Origin of the sequence: Streptomyces capitiformicae, from assembly GCF_002214185.1 — a bacterium.
Taxonomy (GTDB): Bacteria; Actinomycetota; Actinomycetes; order Streptomycetales; family Streptomycetaceae; genus Streptomyces; species Streptomyces capitiformicae.
The window spans coordinates 6411801-6428235 of sequence record NZ_CP022161.1 but is presented as its reverse complement, the minus strand read 5'-3'; the positions used below and the strand labels follow the sequence as shown (position 1 = coordinate 6428235).

The following is a 16435-nucleotide window of genomic DNA, read 5'->3' as shown; positions in this document are numbered from 1 at the left end:
GGCGTGACGCCGAGGTTCCGGGTCGGTTATCGAACGCTCACGGGGCCGCCCCTCGAACCCTCACCAGGGTGGTGCCACGAAGGGGCGCGGGGAACGGCGCGACCGGCCACATAGGACCCGCGCGTACCCACCGTCCAAAGGCTCCAGCGCCCCATGTGCGAGGATCGAACGCATGGGAAGCGCAGGTGGCACGGGTGGGCGAAAGGTCGGCAGGCCCCGGGCCGAACACCGGCCCGACACCGGCCTCTCGCCCCGTGACGAACTGCTCGCGGCCGCCGCCGAGTTGTTCACGACTCATGGCTACGCGGCCACCTCCACCCGCGCCCTGGCCGACCGCGCCGGCATGCGACAGGCGTCGATGTACCACTACGTCTCAGGCAAGGAGGAACTCCTCGCCGAGTTGCTGGAGTCGACGGTCACCCCCTCGCTGACCCTGGCCCGCCGCCTGCTCGCGGACGACGCGACCCCGGCCGAGGACCGGCTGTGGGAGCTGTGCCGCACCGACGTCCAACTGCTCTGCGGCGGCCCGCACAACCTCGGCGGGCTCTACCTCCTCCCGGAGGTCCGCACCGAACGCTTCGCGGGCTTCCACGCCGTACGGGCGGAACTCAAGGACGCCTATCGGCAGTTGATCGCGGCGACGGCGGCGGGCGCGGCGCTCGCCAAGAGTGAGCTGGACCTGCGTACGGACCTGGTGTTCGGCCTGATCGAGGGTGTCATCCTCGTCCACCGCTCCGACCCCGACCGGCCTGTGTCCGCGTTCGCCGACGCCACGGCGGATGCCGCGTTGCGGATCGCCGGGGTCTGAGCCGGAGCGCGGCTCACCTGCGCCTTTGCGTCCCGTCTCACCCTGTCAAGGGGCGATTCTCGTACGCTCGTTCGCCGTTACGCAATGCGTTCGAACGGCTGCCCTGTGTGTAAACGACCAGAGCGTACCCCAGTTGCGAGGGTGGTTTCAGGCGGTTGCTGAATATGACACAGCGATGATCCGGTCGGACTAAGCTCGCCCGCAGCGCACCGAGTTGAGATGTAATCGTGCGCTTGTTCCAAAAAATACCGAAGACGCAGTTTGAACTGCGGAAGAACCATCAGCAAGTCCCCCATAAGTCCCTGACCTTCAGCCGATCTGTCTTTAGAGGGCATACATGGTGAGTGTTCAATCGCCTCCCGGTGGCCGTGAACTTCCCGACGTGCGCGTGCTGTTGCTACCGGCGATACTGATGGCCGCGGCGACCGGGACCACCGTCTCCCTGGTGACGGGGTCGGTCCGGCTCGCCGTCGGCTTGTGCGGCACCGTCGCGACGCTCCTGCTGGTCGCGGTCGCGGTCATCGCGGTGCGCGGACGCCGTCGTACGGTCCGCCAACTCCGCGCCGAACAAGGGCGGCGGACCGCCAGTCTCGAACAGCGCATCGCCGCCCACGACCAGGAGTTCACCCGGCTGGGCAAGGAGATCCTGCCCGCCGCGCTGTACCGACTGCGCGGCGGAGAATCCCCCTCAGAGGTGATTCGTCATGTCATCGACGGTGACGCCGAGTGGCGCGAACTTCCCAAGTCCCAGCGTGACGTGCTGTACACGGTGCTCGACGTCATCGACCGCGAGACAGCGATGCGCGACTCCTCGCAGCGTTCCTTCGTCAACATCGCCCGACGTGTCCAGGCGATCGTGCACCAGCAGAACAAGGAACTCCGGGAGATGGAGGAGGACCACGGGCGCAACCCTGAGGTCTTCGACGACCTGCTGCGCATCGACCACGGCACCGCGCTGATCGGCCGGCTCGCCGACTCCATCGCCGTCCTCGGCGGCAGCCGCCCCGGCCGTGTGTGGCCCAAGCCCGTCCCGCTCTACAGCTGCCTGCGCGGCGCCATGTCCCGCATCCTGGAGTACCGCCGCATCGAGTTGCACTCGATCGCCAAGGTCAACGTCAACGGCGTCTCCGTCGAACCGGTCATCCACGCCTGCGCCGAACTCCTCGACAACGCCACCCGCTACTCGCCGCCGCACACCAAGGTGCACGTCACCGCCATCGAGGTGCAGACCGGCATCGCCATCGAGATCGAGGACGGCGGCGTCAGCCTCAACGAGGAGTCCCGCGCCAAGGTCGAGGACATGCTCAAAAAGGCCCAGCGGGGCGAGGACATCCAGGACATGGGCGGCAGCCCGCGCCTCGGCCTCGCCGTCGTGGGCCGACTGTCCACGATGTACAAGATGAAGATCTCGCTCAGGCCGTCCGCCTACGGTGGGGTCCGCGCCGTGGTCGTCGTACCACGCAACATGCTCACCGAGGAGCCCGCACCCGGTCTCGCCCACGGCATCGGCGCCGCCGCCGTGCCGACCATGGACACCGGAGGCGTCGAGGGCCCCGACCGCAAGCCCAAGCGCCGCCGCCCGACCACCGGACCGCGGATCCCGAGCTCCGCGGAGGAGATGGCCCCGGGCATGGAGGACGACGTCCCCGTCGTCACCGAGTGGACGGCCAACGGCCTGCCGCAGCGCCGCAGCCGGATGACCATCCCGCTCAGCCAGCGGTACGCCGAGGCAGCCGCGGCCGAGGCAGCGGCCGAAGCCGCGATGGCCGCCGCGCCCGTGTGGCAGCCCGAGCCCGAACCGAAGAAGGAACTGCCGCCTCCCGGCCTGTGGGTCGAGGCGTTCATGGAGGGACTCAAGCGCGACCCGGATCCCAAGGCCGCCACCAGGAACCCGAACGACGCGGCCGCCCCGGCCGAGTCCAGCGCGGCCACCGGGTTCACCGCTTCCACCGCGAACAACGAGTCGGCCCACAGCGAGGCCGGCGACGAGGGGGATCTCAAGTGATCCAGCAGCGAGCCAATTTCGACTGGATGCTCAAGGATCTGGCCGACGGCGTGCCGGGCATCCAGCAGATCGTGGTGCTCTCCGCCGACGGCCTGCGCATCGCCCGCTACGGCGGTGACCCGGACGCCGCCGACCGGGTCGCCGCCGCCTGCGCGGGCCTGCAGAGCCTGGCCGGCGCCGTCGCCAGTGAGATTCCGCAGAGCGACGGCGAGATGCGGATGGTCATCATCCAGATCAACGGCGGCTACTTCTATCTGATGGCCGCCGGATCCAACGCCTACCTCGCGGTGCTCGCCAACGAGATCGCCGAGCCCGGGCTGATGAGCAACCGTATGCGCGACCTCGTCGACCGCATCGGCTCCCATCTGACCAGTCCGCCGCGGCGGAACGGGCAGACCGTATGACTCCTCCGCAACGCCGACGACGCCACCCCAAACAGGAGCCACCTCCGCCGCCCCTGGAGTTGGAGGGGCCCAAGGACGGAGAAGGGGAGCGCCCCCCCGAGCGGCTCTACATCCTCACCGGAGAGGACGGCGAGCGGGCCCCGATCGACCTCGTCACGTTGATCGTGGCGCGCGCCGATCCACCGCGCTCCGCCGCTCCGGAACAGTCGGCGCTGCTCCGGCTCTGCCAGGCTCCCCTCTCCGTGGCCGAGATCTCGGCCTATCTCAACCTGCCGATCAGCGTGGTGACCGTCCTGCTCACCGAGCTGCTGACGGCCGAACTGGTACAGGCGCGCGCACCGGTCATCCGGCAGGCGCGAGCAGACCGTTCCCTCCTCGAAGCGGTGATGCATGGACTTCAAAAGCTCTGACACCATCACGGGTCCACGGACCGAGGACCACCTGCCGCACACCGCACAGGCCGCGGCGAAGATCGTGATCGTGGGCGGTTTCGGAGTCGGCAAGACGACCATGGTGGGGTCCGTCAGCGAGATCAAACCGCTGACGACCGAGGAGACCATGACGCAGGCCGGCATCGGAGTCGACGACAACTACGGCTCCAAGTCCAAGACGGCCACCACCGTGGCCATGGACTTCGGCCGCATCAGCATCACGGACCAGCTGGTGCTCTATCTGTTCGGCACCCCGGGGCAGGAGCGCTTCTGGTTCCTGTGGAACGGACTGTTCGAGGGCGCCCTCGGCGCGGTCGTCCTGGTCGACACCCGTCGGCTGGAGGTCAGCTTCGACGTCATGGGCCGCCTCGAGGAGCGCGGTGTGCCCTTCGTCGTCGCCGTCAACGACTTCCCGGACGCGCCTCGCTATGCCCTCGACGAGCTCCGCCAGGCGCTCGACCTCGCGGAGGAGATTCCCATCGTCCGCTGCGACGCACGGCGCCGGGCGTCCAGCCGGGACGTCCTGATGACGCTGATGAGCTTCCTGCACTCCCTGGCGATGTCGGCGGCGTCGACATGAGCCCCGCGCGGGTTCCACGAGTTCCCTGAGCCACACACCGTACGAGTCCCACGACCGGGAGCCGTGTTGTCCCGCACGCCAGTCCCCTCCCGGTCGCTCACCAACTCCCCAGACACCGGATCCACTTCAGTTCGGAGCGACATTCGTGACGCCTGAAACCCACTCCCCGACCAGTACGGACGACCCCAAGCTCGGTCCGCCCCCCGGTTGCCCCGCCCACGGCAATGGCCCCGGCAGCCTGCGCCGGCTGTACGGCCCGGAGGCGGAGGACCTGGGAGCCGTGTACGAGAAACTCCGCGCCGAACATGGTGCGGTGGCCCCGGCACTGCTCCACGACGACGTGCCCATCTGGGTGGTGCTCGGCCACGGCGAGAACCTGCACATGGTGAGCACCCCCTCGCAGTACTGCAAGGACAGCCGGTTGTGGACCCCCATGCAGGACGGCACGGTCAAGCCCGACCACCCGCTCATGCCGCACTTCGCCTGGCAGCCCATCTGCTGTCACGCCGAGGGCGAAGAGCACCTGCGGCTGCGCGGGGCGGTCACCGGCGCCATGTCGACCATCGACTACCGGAGCATCCGCCGCTCCATCAACCGTGCGACCCAGCACCTCGTCAACCAGTTCTGCGAGGACGGCAGGGCTGACCTGGTCAGCCAGTTCGCCGAGCACCTGCCGATGGCGGTGATGTGCGAGATCCTCGGCATGCCCGAGGAGTACGGCGACCGGATCGTGCAGGCCGCCCGCGACATGCTCAAGGGCACCGAGACCGCGATCGCCAGCAACCAGTACGTCATGGATGTCCTGATGCGGCTCACCGCCCGCCGCCGGGCCGAGCCCCAGGACGACTTCACCAGCCACCTCATCAACCACCCGGCGGGGCTCAACGACGAGGAGATCGGCCAGCACCTGCGGGTCGTCCTGATCGCCGCGTACGAGGCCACCGCCAACCTCCTCGCCAACGTACTGCGCGTGGTGCTCACCGACCCGGGCTTCCGCGCCCAGCTGAACGGCGGCCAGATGACCGTGCCCGAGGCGGTCGAACAGTCCCTGTGGGACGAGCCGCCGTTCAGCACCGTCTTCGCCTACTTCGCCAAGCAGGACACCGAGCTGGGCGGCCAGCGCATCCGTCAGGGCGACGGACTCCTCCTCGGCATCGCACCGGGCAACGTCGACCCGCGCGTACGCCCCGACCTCAAGGCCAACATGCAGGGCAACCGCGCCCACCTGGCCTTCAGCGGTGGCCCCCACGAGTGTCCGGGCCAGGACATCGGCCGCTCCATCGCCGACGTCGGCGTCGAGGCGCTGCTGGCCCGGGTTCCGGACATCCAACTCGCCTGCGGGGAGCACGAGCTGCGCTGGCGGTCGTCCATCGGGAACCGGCACCTGGTGGAACTGCCGGTGAAGTTCGAGCCGAAGACCCCGGAGGAGGTCATGGAGCGGCCCACCGTCAAGCCGGTGGCGCCGCTGCGCCCGAACAACTGGCAGGTCAGCACGGAGCAGTCACAGCCCACGGCTTCGGAACCCGCGGTTCCGGCCGATGAGCCCACGCCGACGTCGGCGTCGCCCGAACCGGCCCGCCGGCCAGGCCTGTACCGGCGTCTCCTGCGCTGGTGGCGCCGCAACTGAGCCGACCGGGCACCGGGGCTACCCCGCCCCACCGGGGCTACCCCGCCCACTCCTCATACGACGACCAGGCCCGCAACACCCGTGGGCTGACGAACCGGTGATCGCGCCCCGTGACCGGGTCGGTGAACTCCAGGGCCCGCGCCAGCAGTTGGAGCGGACGCCGGAAGTCACCGGTCGGCACGGGCCCGGTGACCGTCGGATAGAGGGGATCGCCGAGGATCGGCACCCCCAACGCGCTCATGTGCACCCTCAGTTGGTGCGTCTGCCCGGTACGCGGTAGCAGCCGGTACCGGGCACGCCCGTTCCGGTGCTCCAGCAGCTCGACCCGGCTGACGGCGTTGGGCTCGCCTTCGACCTCGCGGGCCGCCACGACCCCGCGTTCCTTGACGATCCGGCTGCGCACAGTGCGGGGCAGGACCAGCACGGGGTCGTACGGCGCCACGGCCTCGTACTCCTTCGCCACCCGTTTGTCCCGGAACAGCGACTGGTACGCGCCGCGCTCCTCGGGCCGCACGGTGAACAGCACCACCCCGGCCGTGAGCCGGTCCAGCCGGTGCGCCGCGCCCAGCGTCGGGATGCCCAGCTGCCTCCGCAGCCGCGCCAGGGCCGTCTCGGCGACATGGCTGCCGCGCGGGGTGGTGGCCATGAAGTGCGGCTTGTCGGCCACCACCACGTGCTCGTCCCGGTAAAGGACGCCGACCTCGAACGGCACCTGCTCCTCGTGGGGCAGCTCCCGGTGGAACCACACGAACATGCCCGGCACGTACGCCATGTCCCGCGGCACCGGACGCCCGGTGACGTCCACGATCCGCCCCGCGTCGAGCATTCCGTCGATCACCCCTGGCCCGGCCGCGAGCCGCGCCACGAGATGATCCCGCACGGTCGCCCACGCGTCCCCGGCCGGCAACCGCACCCGCACCGGATCCACCCCGTCGCGCTGCGGCAGGGGAGAGGGCGGGGGCGGGGTACGGCGTCTCATCACGATCAAGCATACGAGGGGCGCGGCATGCCGGGCCGGCCCTCATCGCCCGGTCGTGGTGGGTCTACGCAACCGCTGTGGCCGCGTTGTGGCGGTCTCCGCAGTGTGGACAGACACCAGCGGCCGAGTAGTGCACGTCGGCCCTCATCCGGTGATGGGTGGGACCATGAGGCCCGGTCCTGGGGGTAGGGCGTCCCGCGCGACGGTTGTGCCGTCCGGTGAGGGTGTGCCATTCGAGATTTCCCCGCATCCAGTGCCGCAGTCCGGCGAGGTAGCGGGCGAGTTCGGGTGAGGCGTGGCGCGCGACGTCGGGTTCCAGACGCAGATACTCACGCATGAGGCGGTCGTGGAGTTCGCCGGTCGCGCACATGCTCCGTTCGAGAGACCATCCGTGGCGTGCGGAGAGCACGGTGGGCAAGCTGTGGCTGCCGATGTCGGCGCTTTCTTTGGCGACCGAGTACAGATCGTTCACCAGCATGATCATCAATGAGGCGGCGAGCGAAAGAGACCGGACACCAGGCTCTTCCCAGTCGCGTACGGGCAGTTCGTAGCCGCCGACGGCATCGATCAGTACCAGGCAGGCCATGGCCCCGTTGTACTTGCGATGCGCCAGGTACTCCGCGGGATCGGGAACATGCCCGGCGATACGCCAGGCGTTTTCCGCCGCCATCGCCAGGAACGTGGCGATCGTCTCGTGGCGCAGACGGCCTACTTGCGCCGGCGTGCCCAGGCGTGTGATGTGTTCTGCGGTCGCGCGGAGCGCACGCGTCACTGGGTCACTGCCGACAAAGCCCTCGATCGAGGGGCAGTCGGGCAGCCGGGATCCGTTCTCCAGGGCGGTCAACGACCCCGCGAGCCGGGAGGCGCTCATGGCGAGGCTGACGCCTTCGATTTTCTCGTCGCAATAGTGATCGTCCGCGGCGAACAGGGCGGTCATGTTGCGGGCCGCGAGCATCAGGTGATCGTGGTCGACCGCGTCAGGGTGCGTCAACGCCGCGAACGTGCCGAACCGGTATCCGTTCAGCTCGGCCCGCTGCCCCGGGAAGAGATCAAGGCTCAGCGCCCAAGCAGCGATCTCCTCGTCCGCCCTGCGCGCGGCAGTCTCGTCGTATGTGACTGGAAAAGGGCACAACACACTCGGCACTGACAGATTCCATGTGCAGGTGTCGCTACTCATACACCTTATGGTGCGATGCGCGGTCCCTTTAAGGAATGGCTGGTTCTGGCCACAATGGCAAGGACTCTCAAGCCGTTTCCCCTCGCAGCAGCATCGATTGTCCCTGTCGCATCGGATTTCGTGCTGGATACAGGCAGGGGCGGTCGGCCTTGAGCCAGGTCGAAGTCTCGCCAATGCGGCGGGCTTGTCCAACGGGCCGCCCGCAAGGCCACCCCGCTGGATCGGCCACCGCGGACCACCTGGAGGCGCCGTAAGGATCGCCTGGCTGAAACCGGATCGCGGATCAGGCTCACTCGGCAGAGTGCACGCGTCGTGCGCGCGTCAGCCGGTACAGAACTCCGAGCCCCACCGTGACCACCAAGAACAGCACCGTGAACCACTGGAACCACCAGTGTCCGCCTGACGGGTCGTAGACCTCGGCGCGGGGCCAGGCCAGGTTGAGGGTCATGAAGAGGCCGTAGAGGAGGGCGAAGGCGTTGATGGGGATGCCCCAGCGGCCGAGGGTGAAGAGGGGCTTGCCGGTCTCGTCGGTGTCGTCGGTCGTGAAGGCGCCCTTCAGACGTCGTACCAGGAGCGGGCCGGTGACCATCGCGTACGCCAGGTACAGCATCACGATGCAGGTGGTGCCGATGGCCAGGAACGCGTCCGGTGAGGTGAAGTTGAGGAGGAGGAGCGCGGCGGCGAGGAGGCCTACGACCAGGGCGCAGGCGCTCGGCATGCCGGTGCGGGGGTTGACCCTGGCGAGCCTTGTGGCGAAGGGGAGTTGGCCGTCGCGGGCCATGGAGAAGAGCATGCGGCACGCGGACGTCTGGATGGCGAGCGTGGCCACCGTGATCGCCACCACCACGTCGGCGAGCAGCAGCCGGCCGACCCCGTCGCCGAGGCTGCTGGTCAGGACGTAACTCAGGCCGTCCACGCCCAGCTTGCCGTCGGTGAGGCTGGGCGCCGCGAGCAGTCCGCCGAGGACGATCAGACCGCCGAGCAGACCGGCCGCGCCGAGGGCGGTGAGGATCGTGCGGGGCGCGGTGCGGCGCGGATGGCGGGTCTCCTCGCTCATCTCGCCCGCGCTGTCGAACCCGATCATCACGTACGCCGCCATGAACGAGCCCACCAGCAGCGCTCCGAGCAGCCCGGTGCTGCCCTCGGCGGTGTGGAACGTGATGCCGGGGGAGCGCTCGGCGTGGGTCAGCAGGAGCACGATGATCAGCGCGGCGCCGATGATCTCGGCCGTGACGCCGACCCGGTTGACCAGGGACAGCACGCGGTTGTCGAGCACGTTCACGACAGTGGTGAGCAGCAGCAGGATCACGCCCAGGACGGCCGCGTTCGCCGCTCCGGTGGCGCTGGTCGGGGTCGGGTCGCCGCCGACGAGCTGGAAGCCCGACCAGATCGCGGGCATCACCATCTGCAGCGCGAGTGCGGCCGCGGCGACCACCACGATCTGCCCGATCACCATGATCCAGCCGGCGAACCAGCCGAAGGTGAGGTTCGACAGCCGTGACGACCACTGGTAGATCGCGCCCGACAGCGGATAGCGCGCGGCCAGCTCCGCGAAGCAGGCGGCCACCGCCAACTGGCCGAGCAGCACCGCCGGCCAGGTCCAGAAGAAGACCGGACCGCCGAACGAGTACCCGAACGCGAAGAACTGGAAGACCGTGGTGAGGACCGAGATGAAGGAGAAGCCGGCGGCGAACGAGGCGTACCGCCCCAGGCTGCGGTGCAGTTCCTGGCGGTAACCGAACGCGGTCAGGGAGCGGTCGTCGGGGGAGTGCGGCGGATCCGGGCGGACATCGGCGGAGGCGGTGCTCGTCATGGCGGCAACCTGCTTTCACACAAGCGGCGCGAGCTTTCGCACACGCGGCGCGCGAAGGGCGAATTCCTGTCGGGCGACAGAAATTAGGGACGAGCTGTTTCACCCGCGTCACGCGGCCGTGTCCGAGGCGGGCCCAAGTCCTCACGCACCCGCCGCCGGGATGTACTACGACACAGGAAGACACTGGAACGCGTGCGGCACGCGCATCCGACCCCCAGCGAGGACCCTTGATGAACGATCCAACGGCCCCCCACCGGCTCACCCCGGGGGCGCCGGACTCCCCCGTCATCCTGCACGCGCCACACGGTGCACGGAAGATTCCGGCCGCCGTACGCGCCGAAATTCTTCTCAACGACCGCTCTCTGACACGGGAGTTGGACCACATCACCGACACGCACACGGACCGGATCGCCGAGCAAGCCGCCGCCCGGTCGGCGACCCGGCCCTGGACGTTCGTGAACCGGCTGTCCCGTCTGGTCGTCGACCCCGAGCGCTTCCCCGACGAGCGGGAGGAGATGCTGGCCGCCGGCATGGGCGCGGTCTACACACGGACCACGCACGGGGAGGACCTCCGCCCCGCCGATCACGACGGCCGACCGCTCCTCGAGCGTTACTTCCATCCGTACGCCGCTGCCATGACCGACGCGGTGACCGACCGTCTGGAAGCCGCGGGCCGGGCGGTGATCATCGACGTTCACTCCTATCCGAGCGCCCCCCTGCCCTACGAACTCCACGGCGACGGCCCCCGACCGCCCATCTGCCTGGGCCGCGACCCCTTCCACACCCCGCCCGACCTGCTCGCCCGCGCCGAGGAGACGTTCGCGGGCTTCGGCGGCACGGGAGTCAACAGCCCGTTCGCGGGGGCGTACATCCCGCTGAAGTACTACGGAAACGACCCCCGGGTGAGCGCCCTGATGATCGAGATCCGCCGCGACACCTATATGACCGAGCCGGGCGGCCCGGCGGGGCCGGGGCTGGATGCCCTCGCGGAGGCGCTGGCCGAACTCGTCGACGCGGTGACCGCCGCCCCGCCGACTCGCTAGCCCGTCAACCCCCTATCCCCGCCTGAACGTTCCCAAGCCGCCTTTGTCGAACGCCCCGATCGTCACCTGTGTCGCCGTGCCGCCCTGGTCGCCGCGGAACGTGACGCCGGAGGGGCCGCTCGCGTTCTCGCCGACCGTTTCGAAGGAGAAGGTGTCGCCGTCGTAGTGGGTCAGACGGAACGTCATCGGCTTCGGGCCCAGACGCAGGGCGAGTTCGCCTCCGACTCGGTGACGGTCAGGGGGCCGTAGTAGGCGTTGCGGTAGGTGCCCGTGTAGGCGGAGTCGGGGCGGGGCTCGGCGGCGTCGTCCGGGGGCTTGGAGCAGTCGGTGGTGGAGCGGGCGTTCTGCTCCTCCTGCGCGTAGACCTGGCCGATGAGGTCCAGTCAGTCCTGGGTCGGCTTGCCGTGCCGGGCGCCGAGGGGCGAGGTCAAGGCCGTGGCGACCAGCGCCGTGTTCCTATGACGTGTCCTCGCCTGCCGAACACTCGTGGGCTTCTCACCTGCCGAACACCCATGTGTTCATTCAGACGGGTGAGCCGGGCTTTGTCCTGCGGAGGGCGGAGGGCGGAGGGCGGAGGGCGGAGGGCGGAGGGCGGAGGGCGGAGGGCGGAGGGCAGGGCGGCGGGCGGAGGCTGGAGGCGGACCCGGCCCGGGGGTCACGCTGGTGTGGACACGCCCTCCTGCTCGCCTTCCTGCTCGGCCTCCACGCGCGCGTTCCACTCCTTCTTCGACGCCTGCCAGCCGTCCTCGTCGTGGCCGAGGCGCCAGTAGCCGGAGATCGACAGGTCCTCGCGCGGAATCTGAAGCTCGACGCGCAGCAGCCGGCGCAGCTCCTTCACGAAGCCCGCCTCGCCGTGCACGAAAGCGTGCAGTCGGCCCTCGGGGAACTCCAGCGCGCGTACGGCCTCGACGAGGACCGAGCCGACAGGGCGGTCCCCGCGGTGCAGCCAGACGACGTCCACGTCGGAGTTGATCTTCTGCTCCTCCTCGGGGCCGGCGACCTCGACGAGCGCGTGGACCCGGGCCCCGTCGGGCAGGGCCTCCAGCGAGGCGCCGATCGCGGGCAGGGCGCTCTCGTCGCCGACGAGGAGATGCCAGTCGGCCTCCGGGTTGGGCGCGTACGCACCGCCGGGGCCCAGGAAGCGGACCAGTTCGCCCGGCTGGACCCGCGTCGCCCAGGGGCCGGCGAGGCCCTCGTCGCCGTGGAGCACGAAGTCGATGGTCAGCTCGCGCAGTTCGGGATCCCAGGCACGTACGGTGTACGTCCGGGTCACGGGCCACTGGTCCCGGGAGAACTCCGCGCGGATGCGCTCCATGTCGAAGGGCTCGGGGTAGGTCACGCCCTCGGGGCCGAACAGGAGCTTGACGTAATGGTCGGTGCTGCCGCGTGTGCTGAACTCGGCGAGGCCGTCGCCGCCGAGGACGACCCGCTGCATGTGCGGGGTGAGCCGCTCGGTGCGGACGACTCGCGCGGAGTGGGGCTTCGGGGTCCTGCGTACCGGACGCTCTGCCATGACAGCCTCCCAAATACCTAGCTAAGGCTTACCTAAGTTATCATCTTCCCTTCATGAACGCCCCATGTTCGCCGCGGGGACCACATCTTCGCGATGTGAGTCGCGCCTCAGGGCTCTCACGAGTGGCTCGGGGCCCTCGCAACCCAAGTGCCGTCCCATCCCCCGGCGTTCCGTCCCCTCCTCACCCCTGAAGTGTCGTGAGCAGCCGCTGCAACGATCCCCCCAGACCCCAGCGCGTGGCGAGCGCCTCCAGTGTGGCCGGGTCCCGCGGTGTCCGCGGCAGTGCCGTGTCGACGTCCGGCAACGGTACGTCGACGGCCACCCGCACGACCCTGGGTGCGACCGCAACATAAGAGCGCGCCTCGTCGAGCCGCTTGCGCTGCGACGGGGTGAGACTGGCCGCCGGGTCGTCGACCGCGGCCATGATGCCGGCCAGGTCGCCGAACCGGTCGAGCAGCTTCGCGGCCGTCTTCTCGCCGATGCCGGGCACCCCCGGCAGTCCGTCGCTCGGGTCGCCGCGCAGCAGAGCCAGATCCACGTACCCCCGGCCGTCCACCCCATACTTCTCGCGCAGCGCCGCCTCATCGGTGAGCTGCAGCGTCCCCACGCCCTTGAGCGGGTACAGCACGCGCACCTCGCGCGCGTCCTCGACCAGCTGATACAGGTCGCGGTCGCCGGTGACGATGTCGACCGGCTCCTTCGCGAGGGCCGTGAACGTGCCGATCACGTCGTCCGCCTCGTACCCGGCGACGCCCACGCGCGCGATACCGAGCGCGTCCAGCACCGCCTCGATGACCGGCACCTGCGGCGACAGGGTGTCCGGCACCTCCTCCTCGTCGGGCCCGACCGCGTGCTCCTCGGCGACGCGGTGCGCCTTGTAGGAGGGGATCAGCTCGACCCGCCAGTGTGGCCGCCAGTCCGCGTCCATGCACGCCACCAGGTCCGTCGGCCGATGGTCCCGGACCAGGCGGTCGATGAACTCCAGCAGCCCGCGCACGGCGTTCACCGGGGTGCCGTCCGGGGCTTTCACGGACTCCGGCATCCCGAAGTAGGCGCGGAAGTAGAGCGAGGCGGTGTCGAGGAGCATCAGGCGTCGGGTCACGCCCCGCATCATGCCGTACCCCACCGACAGGCTGTCCCCGACGCGGACGCGGACCCGTGCACGCGCCAGGCGTACGCGCCGCACGTGTGCACCAGTGAACGATCTGCGAAGCCGGCCACTTTCCCGTTTGCCCTGCTCGGGCGTGGGCACGTGCAGCCCCGGAGCAACGCAAGGCTGGCGTGCCGACCTGTGGAGACCTGGTGTCAACAGTGTGATGCCACCGGTCGGGCGGGCCGATCCCGCCGTGCTCCACGGCCGTCCTGCGGGCGGGGGAGGCGGGCTGTCCTGTTTGCGGACCGAGAGGTATCTGTGTCAGCCACTCAGCCCTCCAGGCTCCAGGCTCCAGGCCGAGAACCTGTACAAGGTCTTCGGCAGAAGACCCGACCAAGCGGTGGACCGCCTGCGCGCCGGCACAGCCCGCGCCGTACTGCGCGCCGACGGCACCACCGCCGCCGTGATCGACCGCCGCCGTGATCGACGCCTCCTTCACGGTGGAGGCAGGCCGGATCTTCGTCGTCATGGGCCTGTCCGGCTCCGGCAAGTCCACCCTGCTGCGCATGCTCAACGGGCTCCTGGAGCCACGGTCGGCCACGTCCGCTTCGGCGGCCGGGACCTGACCGCGCTGAGCGACCGCGAACTGCGGGCGGTCCGAGCGCACGGCATCAGCATGGTCTTCCAGCACTTCGCGCTCTTCCCGCACCGCAGCGTCCTGGAGAACGCCGCGTACGGCCTGGAGGTCCAGGGCGTTCCGCGCGCCGAACGCGAGAAACGCGCCACCGAGGCGCTCGCCCTGTGCGGCCTGGCGGGCTGGGAGAAGTCCTGGCCCGACGAGCTGTCCGGCGGTATGCAGCAGCGCGTCGGTCTGGCCCGCGCCCTCGCCACGGACGCCGATCCGTATCGTCCGGACCGGTACCGCCGAGGACATCCTCCTCCGCCCGGCCGACGACTACGTGGCCTCCTTCATCAGCCGGAACCCGGACGCGGCGGACAGATGGACGCCCACGGCGTCTGGAGGGTCCACAGCCCCTGACGGGCCGTACAGAGGGGTGGGGCGAGCCATGTGGCGAACCCCACCTCTCTTCGCGCGCTCGGGACCGGGCAGGCGCCCGTACTCTCGACTGCCCGCCCCACCCGTTCCTGTGAGCCCCCATGCCCACAATGCCCACACGCCGCCTCGCCCCCGCCGCCCTGGCGCTCGCGCTCGCCCTCACCGTCCCGTTGCTCGCCGCCGCAGGCGACGCGCTGCCGCTCACGAAGGTGGCGCCGGCGTCCCCCGCGACCGCCAGGTTCGCCGAGCTGGCCGGCGACGTACGACAGGCCGACGGCCACGCGTACGACGTACGGGACCACACGGGCCGGACCATGGACACCGCCGAGATCACCCAGACCCCGGACGGCACCTACCTCGCGGTCTACCACTCGACCCTCCCCGACGGCCGCTTCCACGCGGCCGTCGCCACCTCGACCGATCTGCGCACCTGGACCCGCCGCCACGACTTCGGCCCGGGCACCAGCCAGGCCTCACTCGTACCGAACGGACGTGGCGGTTACGTACTGGCGTACGAGAAAGATCCGGACAACCACATCGCGGTCCGCGGCTACCCCGATCTCGACGCCCTTCTGACAGGTGAGGCCGACCGCGCCTTCGACGCACCCCGCACCCTCTCGCGCTGTGCCGAGGGCACGCCCGACGTCACCGCCGTGGACGGCGACACGATCGAACTCACCGGCCACTACCAGGAGTCCTGCGGCACGGACCGCCAACTCCGCGCCCGGCTACGGGACTTCACCACCTGGCGCGCCGAGCCCGATGACCGGCTGGACCGTGCCGTCGCGGCCTGGGGGACGGCCGGGAACATCGGCGACCGCACCCGCGTTGCACTGGGTGGCGAACCCATCGTGCTGATCGAGGGCCAGCACCGGCGCGACGACTTCGGCAGTTGGCGGACGTACGCCTACGATCCGGTGACCGGGCGCGCCGACCGTCTCACTCCGCGCACCCATGGCGGCAGCGAGGCCCTGGCCAACCCGTCGGCCACCGTCCTCACCACGCCCGAGGGGCGTCCCGCGCTCCTGGTCAGCCTCTTCGTACCGCGGGAGGGGGCGGCGCACGGCGAGGCGGGACAGCTCGTCTACTGGCGCGAACTGTGAGCATGAACCCCTCCCCGGTTTACAGGGATGTGACGGGCGCATGAAACGGTTTGCCGAACATGCGTAGGGTGCAGAGAACTCATCAGGAGATGTGCGCCGGATGAGTCCTGTATGAGCCCCGGGCCGGTGGGCATCCGTAACCGGACCCGTAGGCGTCCGAGAGCCGACCGACGAGCGAAGGAGGGAGCCGGAGCTATGGGCGACCACAAAGAACAGCCCCTTCGGGTGGGCGCGGCCGTCCGGCGGCGGCGCCGGGCACTGGAGCTCACCCTCTCCGTCGTGGCCGAGCGCAGCGGCCTGTCGGTCCCCTTCCTCAGCCAGGTCGAGAACGAGAGGGCCCGCCCCAGCAAGCCCTCCCTGGAACGCATCGCTGACGCACTCGGCACCACCGCCGTCGAACTGCTCGCCGCGGCCGACCCGGCGTGCAGTGTCGACGTCGTACGCGCCGCCGGCGCCGCCGACGATGCGTTCACGCCCGCCGACTCCCACTCGCGCTCCCTGGTGCGCGGTCACCACCAGCTGCACGCCATGGAGTTCACCGGCGACCACGACGAGGGCCGCGAGGTCCAGCACCGCAACGACGAGCTGATGTACGTCGCCGACGGTGCCGTCGAGGTCGAGGCCGAGGGACGCGCCCACCGGCTCGGGCGCGGCGACACGCTGTACATGTCCGGCGGCGTACGGCACCGGTGGCGGGCCACCGTGCCCGACACCCGGGTGATCGTGGTGGCCGTCGCCGACCACATCGAGGCCCTGGAGGACCGGCACGGGGGGCGCGGCCGAGCGGGGGGCGCCTGAGAGC

General features: G+C 70.0%; 15 protein-coding genes and 1 pseudogene. 10 read left to right on the top strand and 6 right to left on the bottom strand.

The window, feature by feature from the left end; translation table 11 throughout:
* The first annotated feature begins 172 nt into the window (after nt 1–172).
* From CES90_RS28615 to CES90_RS28590, 6 genes are all read left to right on the top strand, one after another.
* The gene (locus CES90_RS28615) at nt 173–808 is read left to right on the top strand and encodes a TetR/AcrR family transcriptional regulator (RefSeq protein ID WP_189785895.1); all 636 of its coding nucleotides are present in this window, start codon (nt 173–175) and stop codon (nt 806–808) included.
* 337 nt (nt 809–1145) lie between these two features.
* On the top strand, nt 1146–2813 hold the full coding sequence (locus CES90_RS28610) for a sensor histidine kinase (RefSeq protein ID WP_189785896.1): 1668 nt from the start codon (nt 1146–1148) through the stop codon (nt 2811–2813).
* The gene (locus tag CES90_RS28605) at nt 2810–3217 is read left to right on the top strand and encodes a roadblock/LC7 domain-containing protein (RefSeq protein WP_189785897.1); all 408 of its coding nucleotides are present in this window, start codon (nt 2810–2812) and stop codon (nt 3215–3217) included. Before CES90_RS28610 ends, CES90_RS28605 begins: the two co-directional genes overlap by 4 nt.
* On the top strand, nt 3214–3627 hold the full coding sequence (locus CES90_RS28600) for a DUF742 domain-containing protein (RefSeq protein WP_189785898.1): 414 nt from the start codon (nt 3214–3216) through the stop codon (nt 3625–3627). The genes CES90_RS28605 and CES90_RS28600 overlap by 4 nt, the downstream gene beginning before the upstream one ends.
* The gene (locus CES90_RS28595) at nt 3608–4228 is read left to right on the top strand and encodes a GTP-binding protein (protein WP_189785899.1); all 621 of its coding nucleotides are present in this window, start codon (nt 3608–3610) and stop codon (nt 4226–4228) included. Before CES90_RS28600 ends, CES90_RS28595 begins: the two co-directional genes overlap by 20 nt.
* Before the next feature lie 145 nt (nt 4229–4373).
* Nucleotides 4374–5855: a cytochrome P450 gene (locus CES90_RS28590; protein WP_189785900.1), complete on the top strand. Its 1482-nt coding sequence runs from the start codon at nt 4374–4376 to the stop codon at nt 5853–5855.
* A gap of 37 nt (nt 5856–5892) precedes the next feature.
* On the opposite strand, the gene CES90_RS28585 is transcribed toward CES90_RS28590, so the two are convergent.
* The 3 genes from CES90_RS28585 to CES90_RS28575 form a co-directional block, all read right to left on the bottom strand.
* Nucleotides 5893–6834: an RluA family pseudouridine synthase gene (locus CES90_RS28585; protein ID WP_189785901.1), complete on the bottom strand. Its 942-nt coding sequence runs from the start codon at nt 6832–6834 to the stop codon at nt 5893–5895.
* 64 nt (nt 6835–6898) lie between these two features.
* Nucleotides 6899–7789 carry a terpene synthase family protein gene (locus CES90_RS28580; protein ID WP_232791333.1) on the bottom strand — a complete coding sequence of 297 codons (891 nt, stop codon included), beginning with the start codon at nt 7787–7789 and terminating at the stop codon, nt 6899–6901.
* Between the two features lie 511 nt (nt 7790–8300).
* Nucleotides 8301–9824, bottom strand: coding sequence for an amino acid permease (locus CES90_RS28575; RefSeq protein ID WP_189785902.1), 1524 nt, complete (start codon nt 9822–9824; stop codon nt 8301–8303).
* A gap of 230 nt (nt 9825–10054) precedes the next feature.
* On the opposite strand from CES90_RS28575, the gene CES90_RS28570 reads away from it, so the two are divergent.
* On the top strand, nt 10055–10867 hold the full coding sequence (locus tag CES90_RS28570) for an N-formylglutamate amidohydrolase (RefSeq protein WP_189785903.1): 813 nt from the start codon (nt 10055–10057) through the stop codon (nt 10865–10867).
* A gap of 12 nt (nt 10868–10879) precedes the next feature.
* On the opposite strand, the gene CES90_RS49970 is transcribed toward CES90_RS28570, so the two are convergent.
* The 3 genes from CES90_RS49970 to CES90_RS28555 all read right to left on the bottom strand — a co-directional run bounded on the left by CES90_RS49970 (nt 10880) and on the right by CES90_RS28555 (nt 13506).
* Nucleotides 10880–11053 (bottom strand): hypothetical protein, encoded by a 174-nt coding sequence (locus tag CES90_RS49970; RefSeq protein WP_229914158.1) that lies wholly within the window; start codon nt 11051–11053, stop codon nt 10880–10882.
* A 469-nt stretch (nt 11054–11522) separates the two neighbouring features.
* Nucleotides 11523–12380 carry a siderophore-interacting protein gene (locus CES90_RS28560; protein ID WP_189785904.1) on the bottom strand — a complete coding sequence of 286 codons (858 nt, stop codon included), beginning with the start codon at nt 12378–12380 and terminating at the stop codon, nt 11523–11525.
* Between the two features lie 181 nt (nt 12381–12561).
* A complete protein-coding gene (locus tag CES90_RS28555) occupies nt 12562–13506 on the bottom strand; it encodes a 5'-3' exonuclease (protein WP_189785976.1) in 945 nt (314 codons plus the stop codon).
* Between the two features lie 331 nt (nt 13507–13837).
* Between CES90_RS28555 and CES90_RS28550 the strand changes: the two are divergent.
* The 3 genes and pseudogenes from CES90_RS28550 to CES90_RS28540 form a co-directional block, all read left to right on the top strand.
* Nucleotides 13838–14444, top strand: a pseudogene (locus tag CES90_RS28550) (ATP-binding cassette domain-containing protein); the annotation flags it as partial.
* Between the two features lie 196 nt (nt 14445–14640).
* Nucleotides 14641–15633: a hypothetical protein gene (locus CES90_RS28545; RefSeq protein ID WP_229914159.1), complete on the top strand. Its 993-nt coding sequence runs from the start codon at nt 14641–14643 to the stop codon at nt 15631–15633.
* 195 nt (nt 15634–15828) lie between these two features.
* A complete protein-coding gene (locus CES90_RS28540) occupies nt 15829–16431 on the top strand; it encodes a helix-turn-helix domain-containing protein (protein ID WP_189785905.1) in 603 nt (200 codons plus the stop codon).
* The last annotated feature ends 4 nt before the right edge of the window (nt 16432–16435 follow it).

Coding starts and splice junctions, on each gene's coding strand:
- CES90_RS28610 (WP_189785896.1), top strand. CDS start 1,146: ATGGTGAGTGTTCAATCGCCTCCCGGTGGCCGTGAACTTCCCGACGTG.
- CES90_RS28580 (WP_232791333.1), bottom strand. CDS start 7,789: ATGCTCGCGGCCCGCAACATGACCGCCCTGTTCGCCGCGGACGATCAC.
- CES90_RS28595 (WP_189785899.1), top strand. CDS start 3,608: ATGGACTTCAAAAGCTCTGACACCATCACGGGTCCACGGACCGAGGAC.
- CES90_RS28545 (WP_229914159.1), top strand. CDS start 14,641: ATGCCCACACGCCGCCTCGCCCCCGCCGCCCTGGCGCTCGCGCTCGCC.
- CES90_RS49970 (WP_229914158.1), bottom strand. CDS start 11,053: ATGACGTTCCGTCTGACCCACTACGACGGCGACACCTTCTCCTTCGAA.
- CES90_RS28560 (WP_189785904.1), bottom strand. CDS start 12,380: ATGGCAGAGCGTCCGGTACGCAGGACCCCGAAGCCCCACTCCGCGCGA.
- CES90_RS28600 (WP_189785898.1), top strand. CDS start 3,214: ATGACTCCTCCGCAACGCCGACGACGCCACCCCAAACAGGAGCCACCT.
- CES90_RS28575 (WP_189785902.1), bottom strand. CDS start 9,824: ATGACGAGCACCGCCTCCGCCGATGTCCGCCCGGATCCGCCGCACTCC.
- CES90_RS28570 (WP_189785903.1), top strand. CDS start 10,055: ATGAACGATCCAACGGCCCCCCACCGGCTCACCCCGGGGGCGCCGGAC.
- CES90_RS28585 (WP_189785901.1), bottom strand. CDS start 6,834: ATGAGACGCCGTACCCCGCCCCCGCCCTCTCCCCTGCCGCAGCGCGAC.
- CES90_RS28540 (WP_189785905.1), top strand. CDS start 15,829: ATGGGCGACCACAAAGAACAGCCCCTTCGGGTGGGCGCGGCCGTCCGG.
- CES90_RS28615 (WP_189785895.1), top strand. CDS start 173: ATGGGAAGCGCAGGTGGCACGGGTGGGCGAAAGGTCGGCAGGCCCCGG.